The sequence below is a fragment of the Ruegeria sp. SAZD013 genome, assembly GCF_059612525.1.
The window spans coordinates 38,435-56,556 of the sequence record NZ_JBXWQT010000029.1 but is presented as its reverse complement, the minus strand read 5'-3'; the positions used below and the strand labels follow the sequence as shown (position 1 = coordinate 56,556).

At 57.9% G+C, this 18,122-nt stretch carries 18 protein-coding genes; 16 read left to right on the top strand and 2 right to left on the bottom strand.

Going from position 1 to position 18,122, the window contains the following annotated elements; genetic code table 11:
- Both AC2FLU_RS15135 and AC2FLU_RS15130 read left to right on the top strand, forming a co-directional pair.
- On the top strand, positions 1-693 hold the full coding sequence (locus tag AC2FLU_RS15135; protein WP_480475745.1) for a metal-dependent hydrolase: 693 nt from the start codon (positions 1-3) through the stop codon (positions 691-693).
- Between the two features lie 7 nt (positions 694-700).
- Positions 701-1,672 carry an adenylate/guanylate cyclase domain-containing protein gene (locus AC2FLU_RS15130; protein ID WP_480516158.1) on the top strand — a complete coding sequence of 324 codons (972 nt, stop codon included), beginning with the start codon at positions 701-703 and terminating at the stop codon, positions 1,670-1,672.
- 25 nt (positions 1,673-1,697) lie between these two features.
- Here the strand turns inward: AC2FLU_RS15130 and AC2FLU_RS15125 are convergent, their stop codons facing one another.
- Positions 1,698-2,156, bottom strand: a complete 459-nt coding sequence (locus tag AC2FLU_RS15125; protein WP_480493855.1) for a nucleoside deaminase — start codon at positions 2,154-2,156, stop codon at positions 1,698-1,700.
- A gap of 61 nt (positions 2,157-2,217) precedes the next feature.
- Here AC2FLU_RS15125 and AC2FLU_RS15120 point away from each other — a divergent pair, with 61 nt between their 5' ends.
- The 14 genes from AC2FLU_RS15120 (at position 2,218) to AC2FLU_RS15055 (ending at position 17,185) form a co-directional block, all read left to right on the top strand.
- Positions 2,218-3,033, top strand: a complete 816-nt coding sequence (locus tag AC2FLU_RS15120) for a pseudouridine synthase (RefSeq protein WP_480475739.1) — start codon at positions 2,218-2,220, stop codon at positions 3,031-3,033.
- Between the two features lie 175 nt (positions 3,034-3,208).
- Positions 3,209-4,123, top strand: coding sequence for a 5-bromo-4-chloroindolyl phosphate hydrolysis family protein (locus tag AC2FLU_RS15115; protein WP_496809098.1), 915 nt, complete (start codon positions 3,209-3,211; stop codon positions 4,121-4,123).
- Between the two features lie 30 nt (positions 4,124-4,153).
- Positions 4,154-5,344, top strand: coding sequence for a toxic anion resistance protein (locus AC2FLU_RS15110; protein ID WP_496714880.1), 1,191 nt, complete (start codon positions 4,154-4,156; stop codon positions 5,342-5,344).
- Positions 5,345-5,393: 49 nt separating this feature from the next.
- Positions 5,394-6,314, top strand: a complete 921-nt coding sequence (locus AC2FLU_RS15105) for a DUF2927 domain-containing protein (RefSeq protein WP_480554141.1) — start codon at positions 5,394-5,396, stop codon at positions 6,312-6,314.
- Between the two features lie 22 nt (positions 6,315-6,336).
- Positions 6,337-7,482, top strand: coding sequence for an SPFH domain-containing protein (locus AC2FLU_RS15100; protein ID WP_496809097.1), 1,146 nt, complete (start codon positions 6,337-6,339; stop codon positions 7,480-7,482).
- A 47-nt stretch (positions 7,483-7,529) separates the two neighbouring features.
- On the top strand, positions 7,530-8,633 hold the full coding sequence (locus tag AC2FLU_RS15095; protein ID WP_496809096.1) for a TFIIB-type zinc finger domain-containing protein: 1,104 nt from the start codon (positions 7,530-7,532) through the stop codon (positions 8,631-8,633).
- A 65-nt stretch (positions 8,634-8,698) separates the two neighbouring features.
- A complete protein-coding gene (locus tag AC2FLU_RS15090) occupies positions 8,699-9,367 on the top strand; it encodes a nitroreductase (protein WP_480604564.1) in 669 nt (222 codons plus the stop codon).
- Between the two features lie 42 nt (positions 9,368-9,409).
- Complete coding sequence (gene dtd, locus AC2FLU_RS15085; protein ID WP_496809095.1) at positions 9,410-9,847, top strand: D-aminoacyl-tRNA deacylase; 438 nt, start codon at positions 9,410-9,412, stop codon at positions 9,845-9,847.
- On the top strand, positions 9,847-10,950 hold the full coding sequence (locus AC2FLU_RS15080) for a glycerate kinase type-2 family protein (RefSeq protein ID WP_496809094.1): 1,104 nt from the start codon (positions 9,847-9,849) through the stop codon (positions 10,948-10,950). The genes dtd and AC2FLU_RS15080 overlap by 1 nt, the downstream gene beginning before the upstream one ends.
- 234 nt (positions 10,951-11,184) lie before the next feature.
- The gene (locus AC2FLU_RS15075) at positions 11,185-12,771 is read left to right on the top strand and encodes an ABC transporter substrate-binding protein (protein ID WP_480516142.1); all 1,587 of its coding nucleotides are present in this window, start codon (positions 11,185-11,187) and stop codon (positions 12,769-12,771) included.
- A 15-nt stretch (positions 12,772-12,786) separates the two neighbouring features.
- Positions 12,787-13,743 carry an ABC transporter permease gene (locus AC2FLU_RS15070; RefSeq protein ID WP_480516140.1) on the top strand — a complete coding sequence of 319 codons (957 nt, stop codon included), beginning with the start codon at positions 12,787-12,789 and terminating at the stop codon, positions 13,741-13,743.
- Complete coding sequence (locus AC2FLU_RS15065; protein ID WP_480475720.1) at positions 13,743-14,558, top strand: ABC transporter permease; 816 nt, start codon at positions 13,743-13,745, stop codon at positions 14,556-14,558. The genes AC2FLU_RS15070 and AC2FLU_RS15065 overlap by 1 nt, the downstream gene beginning before the upstream one ends.
- Positions 14,555-16,192, top strand: coding sequence for an ABC transporter ATP-binding protein (locus AC2FLU_RS15060; RefSeq protein WP_480475718.1), 1,638 nt, complete (start codon positions 14,555-14,557; stop codon positions 16,190-16,192). The genes AC2FLU_RS15065 and AC2FLU_RS15060 overlap by 4 nt, the downstream gene beginning before the upstream one ends.
- A 156-nt stretch (positions 16,193-16,348) precedes the next feature.
- A complete protein-coding gene (locus tag AC2FLU_RS15055; protein ID WP_480475716.1) occupies positions 16,349-17,185 on the top strand; it encodes an alkaline phosphatase family protein in 837 nt (278 codons plus the stop codon).
- 10 nt (positions 17,186-17,195) lie between these two features.
- On the opposite strand, the gene AC2FLU_RS15050 is transcribed toward AC2FLU_RS15055, so the two are convergent.
- Positions 17,196-18,119, bottom strand: a complete 924-nt coding sequence (locus AC2FLU_RS15050; RefSeq protein WP_496809093.1) for an alpha/beta hydrolase — start codon at positions 18,117-18,119, stop codon at positions 17,196-17,198.
- Positions 18,120-18,122: the final 3 nt, after the last annotated feature.

Genomic DNA, 18,122 nt, shown 5'->3' with positions numbered 1-18,122 from the left:
ATGAACATTATCTGGTTGGGCCATGGAAGTTTCCGTATCGAAACCCAGGGACAGGTGCTGCTAATCGACCCCTGGCTGACCGGCAACCCGGTCTTGCCCGAGGAACAGCATGACGCCGCCGTTGATGGCGCCACCCACATCCTTCTGACCCATACACATTTTGACCATGTCGTCGACGTTCTGCCTTTGGCCAAACACCTGAAGATTCCGGTTGTGGGACAATATGACCTGATGGGGTACTGGGCCGAAGCCGAAAGCATCGAGACCATTGGTTTCAACAAGGGCGGTACGGTCAACCTGAACGGGGTCAAGGTAACAATGGTCCCGGCCTCTCACAGCTCGACATTTTCGACACCGGATGGCCTGCGCACGGGCGGCAGCGAGGTCGGCTTCATGATCAGTACCGAGGGCCGCATGGTCTATGTATCAGGTGACACGGATATCATGGCGGATATGGACTGGATGGGGGATTACTACAAACCCGATATCGGCATCCTGTCCGCAGGTGGGCACTTCACCATGGATATGAAAGGCGCCGCCTATGCAGCCAAACGATACTTCAACTTCAAAACTGTGATCCCCTGCCACTACAAGACCTTCCCGATTCTTGAGCAATCCGCTCAGGCGCTGGCAGGTGCTTTGCCGGGTGTAGACGTCATCGAACCGCAGGTTATGCAGGCGATAAAGCTGTAGGGATGATATGACCAGCGACATTGTCCCTTCACCTGAACTGATCGCAGTTGTACGGCGATGGAATCAAGCCGTTCATGACAAGGATCGGGCTGTGCTGGTCAATATGTTGTCATCCTCGGAACACCTGCGGTATCAGGGCTCGGCGGATGAAGAGGCATGGTCCGGGCAGGTGTTTCGCCGTGGCTTCGCGGATCACACCAAGGAAATCCCGGACTATGACTGGCAGGAACATTCGCTGGAAGCTTTTGAATGTGGGGATGTGGGCTGGGCATTTTGCGAAGCGACGCTGACCTTTCATTCGAACGGCAATTCAGCCTGGCACCGCTTTACATTTGTACTGCATCTGGAAGACGGCGTCTGGAAAATGGTGCAGCTGCATGTGTCCAACCCAACCTCGAACATGGAAAAGATCGGCATCGAACATGCGGCGTTGAATGCACTGATCGAAGCCGCAAAGCAGGAGTTCACACAGGATCAGACCGAGGGAACCGCCTCGGTCATGTTCACTGACATTGTCGGGTCGTCAGATATCACCCGGCAATTGGGCGACAAGAAATGGGCCCAGCTTATTTCCGGTCATTTTGATCTGACTGAAAACCTCATCCACGCCCATCAGGGACGGCTGGTCAAATCCCTTGGGGACGGTACGATGTCGATCTTCCCAACGGTCCAGGATGCAATCCAGGCAGCAATCGAGCTGCAAAGTAAGAACGCGTTGGCAAATGCCGAAACACCTCTGGGTCTGCGGATTGGAATTCATACCGGCGACGTCATACAGAAAGATGAGGATTTCTTCGGGTCCGTCGTCAATAAGGCCGCGCGCGTGACAGACGTAAGTGGCCCGAACGAAATTCACGTCACCGACGTAACCAGATTGCTGGTCAGCCCGGCGGGCGGTCTGAAATTCAGCACGCCAAAATCGGTCTCACTGAAAGGGTTCGGCGGGCAGCAGACAGTGTATCGCCTGGACTGGAACTGACAGTAGCCGTCCTGTCAGGCCAGCCTCATTTTTCTTTTCGTTTTTCTGCGAAAAAATCCAGCAGCAGGGTTTCACATTCTTTGGCTGCTAAGCCGTCATAGACCTCGGGCTTGTGATGCGCTTGCGGGTGGGAAAAAACCCTCGCGCCATGGGCCACGCCGCCGGATTTGGGATCGGAAGCCCCGTAATAAACGCGCCGGATACGCGCGGCCGCCAGGGCCGCTGCGCACATGGCGCAGGGTTCCAGTGTGACATAGATATCATGTCCGGGCAGTCTTTCAGATCCAGCATGGGCACAGGCCGCGCGCAAAGCCAGGATTTCTGCATGCGCCGTTGGGTCGTTCGACTCACGCGTCCGGTTTCCTGCCACCGCCACAACAGAGCCGTCCGGCCCGACAATGACCGCGCCAACGGGCACTTCGCCGCGATCCGCTGCAGCGCGCGCCTCACTCAGTGCCTGTTCCATATGCGATTTGAACATCATGCCCCTGACTGCATCAGAAACCTGCCTTTCGCAAGCGCGCGGGATAGGGTATGGCCCAGACATGAACAAGACCCCTCCTCCCGGCGACCGGATCGCCAAAGTCCTGGCCCGCGCCGGCGTCGCGTCGCGGCGCGAGGCCGAACGCATGATCGAAGCTGGCCGCGTGGCCGTAAATGGCAAGGCCATCGACAGCCCCGCCCTGAACGTAACAGAAAAAGACAAGATCGTTGTCGACGGTAAACCGGTCTCGGAACCGGAACCCTCGCGCTTGTGGCTGTATCACAAGCCTGCTGGGCTGGTCACAACAACCCGCGACGAAAAAGGGCGCGATACGATTTTCGACAAGCTGCCCGAAGACATGCCGCGGGTGATGAGCGTTGGCCGGCTTGACCTGAATTCCGAAGGTCTGCTGCTGCTGACTAATGATGGTGCTATCAAGCGCAAGCTTGAACTGCCAGCGACCGGCTGGTTGCGCAAATACCGTGTGCGGGTAAACGGCCGCCCGAAAGACGAAGATTTCGAACCGCTGCGCAAAGGGCTGGTGATTGAGGGAGAGCGGTTCCAGCCGATGACCGTCACGCTGGATCGCCAGCAAGGGGCCAATGCCTGGCTGACCATCGGTCTGCGCGAAGGAAAGAACCGTGAAATCCGCCGCGCGATGGAAGATATCGGTTTTAATGTGAACCGTTTGTTGCGGGTTTCTTACGGACCGTTCCAATTGGGCAATCTGAAGCCGGGCGAAGTCGAAGAAATCCGCCGCCGCGTTATGCGCGATCAACTTGGCCTGGATTCGGATGCCAAACCCGAAGCGGCCCCCAAACGCCCGACGCGACCACAAAGAAAACGCCCGCCCATCGGCAAGAATCCCCGCAAGTGATGCAGGTTCGGCAACCTTCCCCCTAGCGCCAAGCATGCGTATCCCCTAAATTTTCTGTGATTGCTGCTATTTGGGGAGCGTGATGTCCGGAAGCGGAGTGCAAAAATTCGCCTACGCCGTATTGCTGGTGCTTTTGTTTGGCGTGTGCACAGGCGTGCTTGGGGGCTTGTAACGCATGGCAAAGCGATTTGGCGGCAAATACAGCCCTCAGGACAATGCGTCCGGTGACACTCTTCAGCCCCGTGGACAATTCGATGGCGCGCGGGTCGAACCTGCGGGTGCACGGGCCAATGTCCTGTTCATACCGGCGATCCCATTGGTATTTCTGTCGCTGAACGACGGCGCGATTGGCATGACCATTGGTCTGATCGCAGCTGGCCTGCTGACGGCAGCTGCGTTTTTGCTGCGCGAAGGTCTGCGGGCCGAAGCCGCGTTTAACGCCCGTAAAACCGCCCGCCGACCTTCTTTTCCGCGTAAAATCTTTGCCAGCCTTCTGACAGGTCTGGGTGCCGCTCTTGCGTCGTACCGGACCGAGTTTCTGAATGCGGAAACGGCATCACAAGTCAGCCTGCTTGCCCCCGTCTTGTTCGGCGCGGCAGCAACCGTGCTGCATTCGGTCTCCTTCGGGTTTGATCCGATGAAGGACAAAGGCATGGAAGGAATTGACACCTTTCAGCAAGATCGCGTTGCCCGGGTCGTTGAGGATGCGGAAAACCGTCTTTCCGAGATGACGGACGCCATCAAACGCGCGGGTGATCGCCGGATCGAAGCCCGTTTGGAACGGTTTCAGGACACTGCACGTGACCTTTTTCGAACGGTCGAGGAAGACCCCCGCGATCTGGCGGGCGCGCGAAAATACATGACGGTTTATCTACAGGGCGCGCGTGATGCGACGGTCAAGTTCGCCGATGTCTATGCCCGGACCCGCGATGCGCAGGAGATGACGGACTACGTCGCGCTGCTGGATGACCTAGAACAGAATTTCGCCGCGCGTACGCGCAAAATGCTATTGGATGACCGCAGTGATCTGACGGTCGAAATCGACGTGCTGCGCGAAAGACTGCAGCGCGAAGGCGTCCGGTTGGACTGACCGGCCATTATTTGAGCGAGGAACATCCCCATGTCCGATGAGATCAAGAACAAGGCGGCTCAGGCCGAAACACTGGTGCAGGAAGTCACCGCAGTTGCCCTGCCCGAACCAAAGGCCGAGGTTATCTCGCTTGAAGAAGCCGACGAACCAGTGAGTGCCGAGATCCGCAAGCGCATGGACGAGATCGACATGAGCAACACCAATTCGATTGTTGCTTTCGGATCTTCCGCTCAGGCCGAATTGCAGGAAATCAGTCAGGCCATGCTGGCGGATGTGCGCAACAAGGATGTAGGCCCCGCAGGCGACAGCCTGCGCAATATCGTGACCACGATCCGCGGGTTTTCGGTCAGTGAGCTGGACGTGCGCCGCGAGCGCAGCTGGTGGGAAAGGCTGCTGGGCAGGGCCGCGCCATTTGCGAAATTCACCGCTCAGTTTGAAGAAGTTCAGGGGCAAATCGACCGCATAACCGACGATCTTCTGGGGCATGAGCATACACTGCTCAAGGACATCAAATCGCTGGACCTGCTGTACGAAAAAACACTGGGCTTCTATGATGAACTGGCGCTGTACATCGCGGCGGGTGAAGAAAAGCTGACCGAATTGGACAGCCACGACATCCCCGAAAGGGAAGCTGCCGTTCAGGCCGCGCCAGAAGAAGAACAAGTGATGAAAGCGCAGGAACTGCGTGACATGCGCGCCGCGCGTGACGATTTGGAGCGCCGCGTGCACGATCTGAAACTGACCCGTCAGGTCACGATGCAGTCGCTGCCTTCGATTCGGCTGGTGCAGGAGAACGACAAGTCTCTGGTCACAAAGATCAACTCGACGCTGGTGAACACCGTGCCGCTGTGGGAAACGCAACTGGCACAGGCCGTTACCATTCAGCGCAGCGCCGAAGCTGCCGCCGCGGTGCGCGACGCCAACGATTTGACCAACGAGCTTTTGACTTCGAATGCTGCCAATCTGCGCCAGTCGAACAAGATGATCCGCGAGGAAATGGAACGCGGCGTGTTCGATATCGAAGCTGTCAAAAAGGCCAACGCAGACCTGATCGGCACTATCAACGAAAGCCTGGCCATTGCGGATGAAGGAAAAGCCAAACGTGCCGCGGCCGAGGCCGAGCTGCAGAAGATGGAGGCGGAACTGCGCGACACTCTGGCATCCGCCAAGGCGCGACGAGACGGGACCGGCGACAACGCCGGAACCGCTCTCCCCGGCTGAGGCTGAACTGGGCGTGCGGGATATTACATATCTAAAAAAGGCGCTGGGGATGGCGGCGTTTTTGGCTTTGGCCAATTGCGATGAAACACTGACATCCTCGATTGCGCCGCAAGCGCGCCCAGCGCCTGTTTCTGTTGCGGCGAATGCCTATGTACCGCCCTCTGCCGCAAGTCAGGATCTGGCGCGGTTTTACCAGCGTGTCGAACGCGACCTTCTGGTGCGGGGGTTATTGCGGACAGACGGGGGCGGGCCCGATACGCCTTATGACGCCCAGGATCTGGCGCGGAACTTCGAAGCGATTGCGTTCTACAGCGAATATCCGACCCAAAACGTTTCCATCGGTTCGCGCCAGACAGACGGGCAGCTCAGCCGTTGGTCGGGGCCGGTGCGCATCCAGACTGAGTTTGGGCCTTCCGTGCTGCCTGTTGTACGGGAACAGGATGCGGAACGGGTTCAGTCCTTTGCCTCGCGCCTGGCGAGGCTGACGGATCATCCGATTTCCGTGGTCTCCCGAAACGCTAACTTCCACGTCTTCTTCGCGGGCAAGGACGACAGCGCCTATGTGGTGTCCCGACTGAAACAGCTGATCCCGAATATCAGTCAGGCTTCGCTTGATCTGGTCGCAAATCCGAGATCGAATTTCGATTGTTTTGTTTTTGCCTCGGCGACAACGGCCTCTCCGTATAAATATGTGCGCGCCGTTGCGTTGATCCGGGCCGAATTGACTGATCTGGTCCGTCGCAGCTGTATCCACGAAGAAATCGCACAGGGGCTGGGATTGTCGAACGACAGCCCGGCAGCGCGCCCATCGATCTTCAATGATGATGACGAGTTTGCCCTGCTGACGAGCCATGACGAAAAACTGCTGACAATGCTTTATGACAAGCGGCTTGAGCCCGGCGTGACAGTCGATCAGGCCCGCCCCATCGTGCATGTCATTGCCCGGGAATTGATGGGGCAGCCGCTCTGACCCCAAGGACAGGAGAACCCAAATGGGAATATTCGATTTTCTGACCGGAGAATTCATTGACGTCATCCATTGGGTTGACGACACTCGCGACACCATGGTCTGGCGGTTCGAGCGTGAAGGCCATGAAATCAAATACGGTGCCAAGCTGACGGTGCGGGAAGGTCAGGCGGCAGTATTTGTGCACGAGGGGCAGCTGGCGGATGTGTTCACGCCAGGTCTCTATATGCTTGAAACTAACAACATGCCGATCCTGACCACGTTACAGCACTGGGATCATGGCTTTCAGTCGCCGTTCAAGTCCGAGATCTACTTTGTCAACACGACCCGGTTCAACGACCTGAAATGGGGGACCAAGAACCCGATCATGCTGCGCGACCCCGAGTTTGGGCCGACCCGCATTCGTGCCTATGGCACCTATACCGTGCGCGTAAAAGACCCGGCCAGGTTCCTTGTGGAAATCGTTGGAACCGACGGCGAATTCACCATGAACGAGATCAGCTTTCAGGTCCGCAACATCATCGTGCAAGAATTCAGCCGCGTGATTGCGGGATCTGGCATTCCCGTATTGGACATGGCAGCAAACACGGCTGATCTGGGCAAACTGATCGCGGCCGAAGTTTCCCCGGTGCTGGAAGGCTATGGGCTGGAAATGCCAGAATTCTACATCGAGAATATTTCGCTTCCGCCAGCGGTCGAGGCCGCATTGGACAAGCGAACCTCGATGGGGTTGGCCGGAGATCTGGGTAAATTCACACAGTATTCCGCGGCGGAGGCGATGACGGCTGCGGCCAGCAACCCCAACCAAGGCGGTGGCTTGGGCGCAGGTCTTGGCATGGGAATGGGCATGGCAATGGCACAGCAGATGTCAAACATCGCAGCAGGCCAGCCAAGCGGCCCGTGGGGAGCGCCCGCCCCCGCTGCCCCGCGACCGGCAGCCTATGTGGCCCCGCCGCCGCCACCGGTCGAGCATGTTTGGCATATCGCCGTAGATGGGCAGACCAGCGGCCCGTTTTCCAAAGCCAGGATGGGCAGAATGGCCAGCGAGGGCGATCTGACGCGCGACACCTATGTCTGGACCGCGGGCCAGGACGGCTGGAAGAAGGCCGGAGACGTGCAGGAACTGGCGCAGTTGTTCACCATTCTGCCGCCACCGCCGCCGGGGGCCTGACCAAAACGCGACACTCCTCCATCTGTCCTGACACTATTGGGTAATGTATGACACACGCCCCTGACCTTGCAGAGCACCGCTTCCCCTGCCAGCAATGCGGCGCAGATTACCGGTTCAGCCCTGGCGATGGTACGCTGACATGTGATCATTGTGGTCATTCCGAACCCATCGGATCGGGTCCCTGGCAAGGTGCCAGCCTGCGCGAACTGGATTTTGACGCGGCCATTACGGATCGTCTGCCTGACAGCGAGCTGGAACAGACCCGCGTTCTGTCCTGTCCGAACTGCGCGGCGCAGGTTGAATTCGACCCCAATACGCACGCTGCGGAATGCCCGTTCTGTGCCACGCCGGTGGTAACCGACACCGGTGTGAACCGGCATATCAAACCGAAGGGCGTTCTGCCTTTTGCTTTCGACAAGCGCGAGGCGCATAAGGCGATGAGCGATTGGCTGGGGCGGTTATGGTTCGCGCCAAACGGGTTGAAGGATTATGCCCGCAAGGGCCGCAAGATGCAGGGCATCTATGTGCCTTACTGGACCTTTGATGCCGACACCAAGTCCACCTACCGTGGTGAGCGCGGCGTGATTTATTATGAAACCCGCACCGTGATACAGGACGGTAAACGGGTTCAGCAACAGGTGCCAAAAGTGCGCTGGTCGCCCAAATCAGGTCGTGTTGCGCGGTTTTTTGATGACGTTCTGGTGCTGGCCTCGCAGTCGCTGCCCAAGGCTTACACTGACGCGTTACAGCCTTGGGATCTGCCGGCACTTGAACCTTACCAGCCAGAATACCTCGCCGGGTTTCGCGCCGAGGCGTATACGGTTGAACTCAATGAGGGCTATACCGAGGCCCGCGCGCATATGGCGCGCGTGATCGAACGGGATGTTCGCTTCGATATTGGGGGTGACAAGCAGCGTATCCACGCGGTGGACACCGAGGTGCGCGATGTCACCTTCAAACATATTCTGCTGCCGATCTGGATGGCGGCTTACAAATATCGCGGGCAGACCTATCGATTTGTGGTGAACGGTCGAACCGGGCGGGTTCAGGGGGAACGTCCCTGGTCAGCCATCAAGATCACGATTGCCGTTGTTCTGGGCCTGCTTGTTGCCGGGATTGTCGGGTATCTGGCAGCCAACGGGCAGCAATAGCAACTGCTTGTACATCTCGCGCGGCATGATCATCCTGAGGGTCGGAACATAACAACGAGGCGCTAGTGTCATTTGCAGAACTGAATAACCTTCTGGAGAAACGCCATTCCTGCCGGGCCTTCCTGCCCGACCCTGTACCAAAGGAGCAGATCGAACAAATCGTGGCCAGCGCGGCCCGGGTCCCAAGCTGGTGTAACGCGCAGCCGTGGCAATTGGTGATCACAAGCGGCGCAGAGACCGACAGGTTCCGCGCGGCGATGCAAAACGAAGCTGAAACAGGCGCACCGGCCCCCGATCTTCCGTTTCCCGCGTCATATTCAGGCGTCTATCAAGACCGCCGCCGCGCGTGCGGTTGGGCGCTCTATGAAGCAGTCGGTGTGGAACGCGGGGACCGGGCAGGATCGGCCCAACAAATGATGCGCAATTTCGCTCTGTTCGATGCACCGCATTGCGCCATCGTCTCAAGCCCGGCGGAACTTGGGCCATATGGCGCAATGGATTGCGGAGGGTTTGTTACGGCTTTTTCGTTGGCAGCGCAGGCGTTGGGAGTGGCAACCATTCCTCAGGCCGCATTAGCCGCGTATGGCCCTTTCCTGCACAGATATTTTCGGATCCCGGAAGACCGCCTGATCCTGTGCGCGATTTCCTTTGGGTATTCGGACAGAAAGCACCCCGCAAATAACTTTCGCACAGATCGTGCCGCGCTGGGTGACTTTGTCGACTGGCGCGGCTAAACCATCGCTCAGGCAAGATAATCGCCAAGAGGGGGGAACCACGTGCGCGCGTTGCTGCAAAGAGTTTCGCAAGCCAAAGTATCGGTCGATGGCAACGTCATTGGCGTATCCGGTCCGGGGCTTTTGATTCTTGTCTGCGCCATGCAGGGGGACGATGAGGCTCAGGCTGAAAAACTGGCCCGGAAAACCGCCAGACTCAGGATCTTCAAGGACGACGCGGGCAAGATGAACCGCTCGCTTCTGGATGTAAAAGGGTCAGCCTTGGTGATCAGCCAGTTTACATTGGCGGCAGATACAACAAGCGGTAACAGGCCGGGGTTTTCAACTGCAGCACCGCCCGAACTGGGCGAGCATCTGTATAACACCTTCGCAAACTACCTTGCTGCGCAAGGTGTAGCGGTGGAAACTGGACAATTCGGGGCCGACATGGCCGTTGAACTTGTCAACGACGGACCGGTCACAATTTGGGTGGAGACTTGATGGATACTGAAAAGCAAGCCGTTCAACTTTGGCGCGCTGGAGTTGAGGCCGTTGACGGATACACCGCCACCGAGGCCGCCCTGCACGACATCCCGAAACCGGATCGTATTCTGGCCGTTGGCAAGCCTGCCGCCGCCATGGCACGGGCGGCGTTGGAGCAGTTCGGCACGGTGCCCACGCTTGTCGTGACCAAGGACGATCACGGTCGGGACTTGCCTGACACTGTCGAGGTGATCGAAGCCTCGCACCCGGTTCCGGACAACCGCAGCCTTGCAGGCGGGCGCGCTCTGCGTGCTGCGCTGGAGCAGATGGAACCCGGATCACATGTGCTGCTTCTGGTGTCGGGTGGCGCGTCTTCGTTGGCCGAGGACCTTTTGCCCGGAAAATCGCTGAGCGATCTTGAAGCGTTGAACCGCAAGTTACTGTCAGAGGGAATGGACATCGGCGCTATGAACGCTGAGCGGCGCAAACTGTCCCGCATCAAAGGCGGGGGGTTGCTGTCGCACTTTGCGGGCGCGCGCGCGACCGTTCTGGCCATCTCGGACGTACCGGGCGACGACCTCAATGTCATTGGATCGGGTGTCGGCGCTTTGCCTTCCAGCCACACATTTGAGGCCGTCACGCGGATCGTGGCCTCGAACGCCCATGCCCGCAGTGCGGTTGTACAAGCCGCCGAAGCGGCTGGGCTAAAGGTTTGGGCCGATGAAGAGGCGCTGCATGACGACTATCTGAAGGTTGCCGCTAATCTTGGCCAACTGCTGCGCGGCATGGAAAAGGGCGTGATGGTCTTCGGCGGAGAGCCGACAGTGGTCTTGCCCGATCACCCTGGGCGCGGTGGGCGAAACCAGGCGCTGGCACTTGCACTGGCGCAGGAGATTGCCGGGCAGCCAAACCTGACAGTTGTTGTCGGCGGCACGGACGGCACAGACGGGCCGACCAATGCGGCAGGGGGAATCATTACCGGCGCAACATGGAGCGCAAGCGGGATAACCGCCCTTCGAAATGCTGACAGCGGATCGTTTCTGGAAAAAGCCCAAGCCTTGCTGACAACCGGGCCAACCGGCACCAATGTCATGGACCTGGTTGTCGCAATACGTGGATGAATTGACGCATATCGCACCGCGCCGTACCGCAAAGGCTCGGAAACTGGCCTGAAACAGAATTGTATCATAGTATTCTTGTGGAAAGGGCATCGCGCCAAACAAGGTTACTTGCGCTTCGGCCTTCGGCATCTAGGAGAAATACCCTTGCCCGGTCCGCCGAAATAAGCCAACGTTGACTCATGCGTCAACAAAAACCCGAAAAGGGTTAAAACCACTCGATAGGGAGAATAATCGATGAACGAACAAATCACGCATATGGCCGGTCAGGTCACAGCCGGAAAAATGACCCGCCGCGAATTCATGGGGAAAGCCGCGGCTCTGGGTGTTTCGGCTGCGATGGCCAGCACAATGTTCGCGGACGCCGCTCGGGCTGCTGGGCCGAAAAAGGGCGGTGATTTGAAATTTGGTCTTCAGGGTGGTGAATCCACTAACTCTCTGGACCCAGCGACCTACGCAAGCTCGGTTCCCTTCCAGAACGGCAAACAGTTTGGTGACCAGCTTGTTGAAGTTGCACCAGACGGCTCGATCGAGCCGCGTCTGGCGGAAAGCGTTGAAGGCAGCGCCGACGCTAAGGTTTGGACTTTCAAGCTGCGTCAGGGTGTCGAATTCCACAACGGCAAGACTATGACCAGCGAAGACGTGCTGAAAACCATGCAGCGCCACTCGAACGAAGACTCCAAGTCCGGTGCCCTGGGCATCATGAAGGGCATTGAGTCAATGAAAGCTGACGGCGACAACTTCCAGGTCACCCTGACCGAGCCAAACGCCGACCTGCCCTATCTGATGGCCGATTACCACCTGATCATTCAGCCTGATGGCGGTATGGATAATCCGGGGGCAGGTATCGGGACTGGACCGTACAAATTGGAAGTTGACGAACCCGGTGTGCGTCACTTGTTTACAAAGAACGAAAACCACTGGAACAGCGATTACGGCAATTTCGACAGTGTCGAAGTCATCGTCATCAACGACGCAACTGCGCGTACCGCTGCCCTGCAATCCGGACAGGTCCACGCGGTCAACCGCGTGGAACCCAAAGTTGCCGACCTGTTGGGCCGCGCACCCAACCTGACCGTACATTCTACCGCTGGTCGCGGTCACTATGTCTTCATCATGCATTGCGACACGGCACCGTTTGATAACAATGAACTGCGCACCGCGCTGAAATACGCCATCAATCGGGCTGACCTGGTAGACAAGGTTCTGCGAGGCTACGGTTCGATCGGTAATGATATGCCGATCAACGCGGCCTACCCACTGTTTGACGAAACAATCGAGCAGCGCGAGTTCAGTGTCGAAAAGGCGGCCGAGCACTACAAAAAGTCTGGCCATGATGGCTCGCCGATTATCCTGCGTGTTGCAGATGGTGCCTTCCCAGGTGCTGTCGACGCCGCAGCTCTGTTCCAGCAGACGGCCGCTCAGGCTGGTATCCCGCTGGAAATCAAACGTGAGCCCAACGATGGCTACTGGTCCGAAGTCTGGAACGTCCAGCCCTTCTGTGCGTCGTACTGGGGTGGTCGCCCTGTACAAGACCAGATGTATACTACCGCTTACCTGTCAACTGCGGATTGGAACGACACTCGTTTCAAAGTTCAGGCCTTTGACGATCTGTTGTTTTCGGCGCGTGCAGAACTGGATGCAGAAAAGCGCAAAGGCATCTATAGCCAGATGGGCCGTTTGGTCCGCGACGAAGGCGGCTTGATCTGCCCGATGTTCAACAACTTTGTTGAAGGCGTCAGTAATCAGCTGGATGGTTGGGAATCAGATCCGAACCAAGAGATGATGAACGGCAATATGTCCCGCAAAATGTGGTTCGTCTAAAACGGGCCACGGATCATGCATCCTATCATCAAACTGGTTTCCCAGCGCCTCGCGCTGGGACTCCTATTGCTGTTTGGCGCTTCGGCCCTGATTTTTGGCCTGACCGAAGCCCTTCCCGGAGACGCAGCGCAAGCCGTCCTGGGGCAGTCCGCAACTCCAGAGGCCCTTGCAAACCTGCGCGAAGAAATGGGCCTGAACCGGCCTGCCCTGACCCGCTATTTCGAGTGGCTGGGCGGTATCGTTCAGGGTGATCTGGGTCAGTCCCTGACCAACAAGCTCGACATTGCGGAAAGCATTGGCAAACGGTTGGGCAACACATTGTTTCTGGCATGCGCCGCGGCCGTGGTTTCGGTTCCGCTTGCCATCTTCCTTGGCTTGCTGGCAGTCCGCTACCGCAACCGCTGGCCGGACAAGCTGATCTCTGCTGTCACGCTTACAACAGTGTCAATACCAGAGTTTCTGATCGGCTACGTGGTGATCTACTATGTTTCGGTAAAGCTGGGCTGGTTTTCCTCGCTTGCGATGATCAATGACTCGATGTCATTCGGGCAAAAACTCAATGCGATCGCATTGCCCGCTTTCGTGCTGACGCTGGTGGTCTTGGCGCAGATGATGCGCATGACCCGCGCGGCGATCCTCAACCTGATGCAGTCGGCTTATATCGAAACGGCGGAACTGAAGGGGTTGTCAAACTTTCAGGTCATTGCGCGACACGCCTTTCCGAACGCGATCTCACCCATTGTAAACGTGGTGATGCTGAACCTGGCCTATCTGGTCGTGGGCGTTGTCGTGGTCGAAGTGGTGTTCGTTTATCCCGGCATGGGACAATACCTGGTGGACTCGGTGACCAAGCGTGACGTGCCGGTCGTGCTGGCGTGTGGTGTGGTCTTTGCCGCCGTCTATATCGGGCTGAACATGGTGGCCGATATCGTGTCGATCCTGGCCAACCCAAGACTGAGGCATCCGAAATGATGAAGAATATTCCAATTTCGGCGATGATCGGTCTGTTTTTCACAGGTCTCTATTTCTTTGTCGCCTTAGCCGCGCCTTTGATTGCGCCCTACGGCATGGCCGAAGTGGTTGGCGATGTGTGGGAGCCATCAAGCGCCGAACACCTGTTGGGCACCGACAATATAGGTCGGGATCTGCTGACGCGCATGATCTACGGCGGGCGTACGACGATCTTCATTGCGGCTGCGGCTACGATCCTCAGCTTTGTAACCGGCACGTCGCTGGGTTTGCTGGCTGCGGTTCTGGGCGGTTGGGCTGATCAGGTTCTCAGCCGGGCAGTTGATCTGGTCATGTCGATCCCGACCCTGATCCTGGCACTGGTCATTCTGGCCATTGTCCCGGTGACAGTCCCGATCCTGATCCTGGTGATGGGTCTTCTGGACGCGACACGCCCGTATCGCCTGTCGCGGTCGGTTGCCGTCGACATCAACGTGATGGATTATGTCGAGGCCGCCAAGTTGCGCGGCGAAGGCCGTGCCTGGATCATCTTCCGTGAAATCCTGCCAAACGCCCTGTCACCGCTGGTGGCCGAGTTTGGGCTGCGGTTTATCTTTATGGTCCTCTTCATCTCGACCCTTTCGTTTCTGGGGCTGGGCGTTCAGCCACCGCTGGCCGACTGGGGCGGCATCGTAAAGGAAAACAAGGACGGCATCGTTTATGGCATCGGCGCAGCTTTGTACCCAGCTGTGGCCATCGCGACGCTGGCGATCTCGGTCAACCTTGTCGCTGACTGGGTCCTGAACAGAACCACATCGCTGAAAGGAGGCCGGGGATGAGTGATACCCTTCTCAAGGTCCGTGACCTCAAGATCGGTGCAACGGTCTATCCACCGGGTGAAAAACCCCATGACATCGAAATCGTGCACGGGGTCAGTTTTGACCTCGAACGCGGCAAGGTGCTGGGCCTGATCGGAGAATCCGGTGCCGGTAAGTCCACCATCGGCCTCGCTTCTATGGCCTATGGCCGGGGCGGTGTTGAAATTACCGGCGGCGAGGTTTGGGTAAACGGGCGCGATATCCTGAAATCGTCGCATGGCGATATCCGCAATCTGCGCGGGGGTGAGGTTGCGTATGTGTCGCAATCCGCAGCCGCGTCGTTCAACCCGGCAAAAAAGATCATGGATCAGGTTGTCGAAGCTGCGGTCGAGCACAAGAAATTTTCGCGAAAAGAGGCCGAAGGCCGCGCGCGGGAACTGTTTGCCAAACTAGGCCTACCCGACCCGGATAATATCGGCGAACGCTACCCACACCAGGTTTCAGGCGGACAGTTGCAGCGATGCATGACGGCGCTGGCGCTGTGCCCTGAACCCGATCTGGTGGTGTTCGATGAACCCACCACGGCACTGGATGTGACCACGCAAATCGACGTGCTGATGGCGATCAAAGAAGCCATTCGCGATACCGGTGTTGCTGCTCTCTACATCACGCACGACCTTGCGGTCGTGGCGCAAGTCAGCGACGAAATCATGGTTTTGCGGATGGGGAATACGGTCGAATATGGGTCAACCGATCAGATCATCAACAACCCGCAGGAAGAGTACACGCAGGCTCTGGTCTCGGTCCGTTCGATCGAGCACGAGGAAAAACAGCCCACAGCGGAACCGCTGCTGAGCGTTGACGGTATCACCGCGCGCTACAAGGGGTTGAATTTCGACGTGCTGCACAACGTCAATGTCGAGCTTCATCCGGGTCAGACGCTGGCGGTTGTGGGTGAATCCGGGTCGGGTAAATCGACACTTGCCCGAGTGATCACCGGCCTGCTGCCGCCGCGCGATGGCGAGATTACGTTTGCCGGACGCAAGCTTTCGCCTGACCTTGCCGGACGATCCCGCGAGGACCTGCGCGAGTTGCAGATGATCTATCAGATGGCTGACGTGGCAATGAACCCGCGCCAGACAGTGGGTACGATCATCGGACGCCCGCTGGAGTTCTACTTCAACATGCGCGGTGCCGAAAAGCGCAAACGGGTCGTCGAACTGCTGGACGAGATCGAGTTGGGCGAGAAGTTCATCGACCGTTATCCGGCCGAGTTGTCCGGTGGCCAAAAGCAACGCGTCTGCATCGCGCGGTCACTGGCAGCCAAGCCCAAGATGATCATCTGTGACGAAGTGACATCGGCGCTCGACCCGCTTGTAGCGGACGGTATCCTCAAACTGCTGCTGGATTTGCAGAAGATCGAGGATGTGGCCTATCTGTTCATCACCCACGATCTGGCGACGGTTCGGGCGATCAGCGACAGCATCGCGGTGATGTATCAGGGACGCGTGGCCCGTTATGGTCCAAAGAGTCAGGTGCTCAGCCCGCCATTCGACGACTATACAGACCTTCTGCTGAGCTCGGTGCCCGAGATGCATCTGGGCTGGCTGGAAGAGGTCGTTGCCCATCGCAAAATGGAAAGTGCGGGGAACTGATCTCTGCGCCTGTAACATCACTTTGAAGAAATGGATTCCCGGCGTTTTGCACCTTGGCTGACGTCGGGAATTTATTATTTGGGACGCGATTTGGCAGGCGCGTGGTTTCAACTCGCGTATCGTCCGCATGAAATACTCAGATCAAAGGGCCAAGCCATGGACCGTAAACTACTATTGATCATTCTGGACGGAGTACCATACCGGAATTTCCGCCGCCTGTTCGGCAACCTCGAAGGCTGGGTCGACAGCGGCGAAGCTCGGGTGTGGAAGCACCGCGCAGTGCTGCCTTCAACTTCGGCCAGTTGCTATGCATCGATCCATACGGGCGTAACGCCGCAAGAACACGGCTGCACCGGAAACGGCAACGTCTTTCGCCTGAGCCATAAGGATGTCTTTAGCCAGGTACGTGAGGCCGGCGGCGTGACTGGGGCTGTCACACACAGTTTTTGGTCGCAGTTCTTCAACCGTCACCCGTTCGACTATGTCCGCGACGTCGAATATGACGAGCCAGAGAGCCAGACCATCAATCACGGTCGCTTTCACAGCATGACCGGCTACGGCAAAGACAACCAGATGACCCCGTCCGACGTCGATCTATTTGCCACCTTGACCAATCTGTGTCTGCGCTTTGGGCTGGACTATGGCATCCTGCACACCTGTACACTGGACAGCATGGGTCACCGTTTCTATCACGACTGCGAAGAAATGGATCATGCCTGCTTTGTTGCAGACGAAATGCTGGCCCCGTTCATCCCTCGCTGGCGCCAATTGGGGTATGAGGTGATCGTCACCGCCGATCATGGCCAAGACGAGCGCGGACACCACGGAGGGCGCAGCCCCCTGCAACAGGAAACCGCGCTGTATTACTTCGGCGATGCCGACGGGCCTGACGTAGAAACCGTAATCGACCAGATCCAATTGGCCCCGACCATTCTGAGCCGATTGGGTGCGCCCCTCGCAGACACGATGAGGGCTAAGCCGTTCCTGATGTAACTGACTCACTTCAGTCGTAGGGCCAGATCTCTTGCCCCAGTGCTTCGATAGCGACCGAGATCCGTTCGAAGCTGTCTGCTGCGCGCTTTACCGAGGTTCGCGCACGTAGGTACCCATGAACAAGGCCAAGTTCGTTGATCCAATGGGCCTGACCACCAGCCGCGCTTATCCGCTCGCAATAGACCTTCCCGTCATCGCGGAGCGGGTCACAGTCAGCGGTAATCACAACAGTTGGCGGCAGTTTCGAAAAATCATTTTCCTGTAGCGGCGCATAAGTCGGATCGCCTTGCGGCTGGGCGCCTGTGTATCGGACGGTTTCATAGAATTTGATGTCGTCCAGTGTCAGTAAAGGAGCATGGGCGTGCTCAAGATATGAGCCGCGCGATTGATCTCCGCCAAGGCCGGGATAGATCAGGACTTGCCCCAGAATATTGTCCAGCCGCCCGCGCGCATGGTGGGCAATAGCTGCTGACAAATTTCCTCCCGCGCTGTCCCCGGCCAGAACCAGCGGGTCGCCATACTCGACCGCCGCCCATTTCACAGCTGTCCAGCAATCCTGGAACTGCGCTGGATGCACATGTTCAGGACACAGCCTGTAGTCGACTGAAACGACGCGGTATCCCGTCTGCGCACAAAACTCGGCACAGACATCATCGTGGCTGTCCAACCCGCCAACGACAAAGCCACCACCATGAAAATACACAACCGTTCGGGTCGGATGCCCGGCGGTATAATGGCGGACCGGCACGCCATCGGCGTACAGGTCCTGGGTTTCGACACCGGCAGGGCGCGGTTGGCGAAACTGCTTGCACATCGTGTCATAGACCCGACGCTGGTCCTCGATGGACAAATCGACCGCATCATCCGGATAGCTTTCGGCCGTGCGGCGTATGAACGCCCAGGTTTCTTCGTCGATCAGGCGTTCATAGTCCATTGT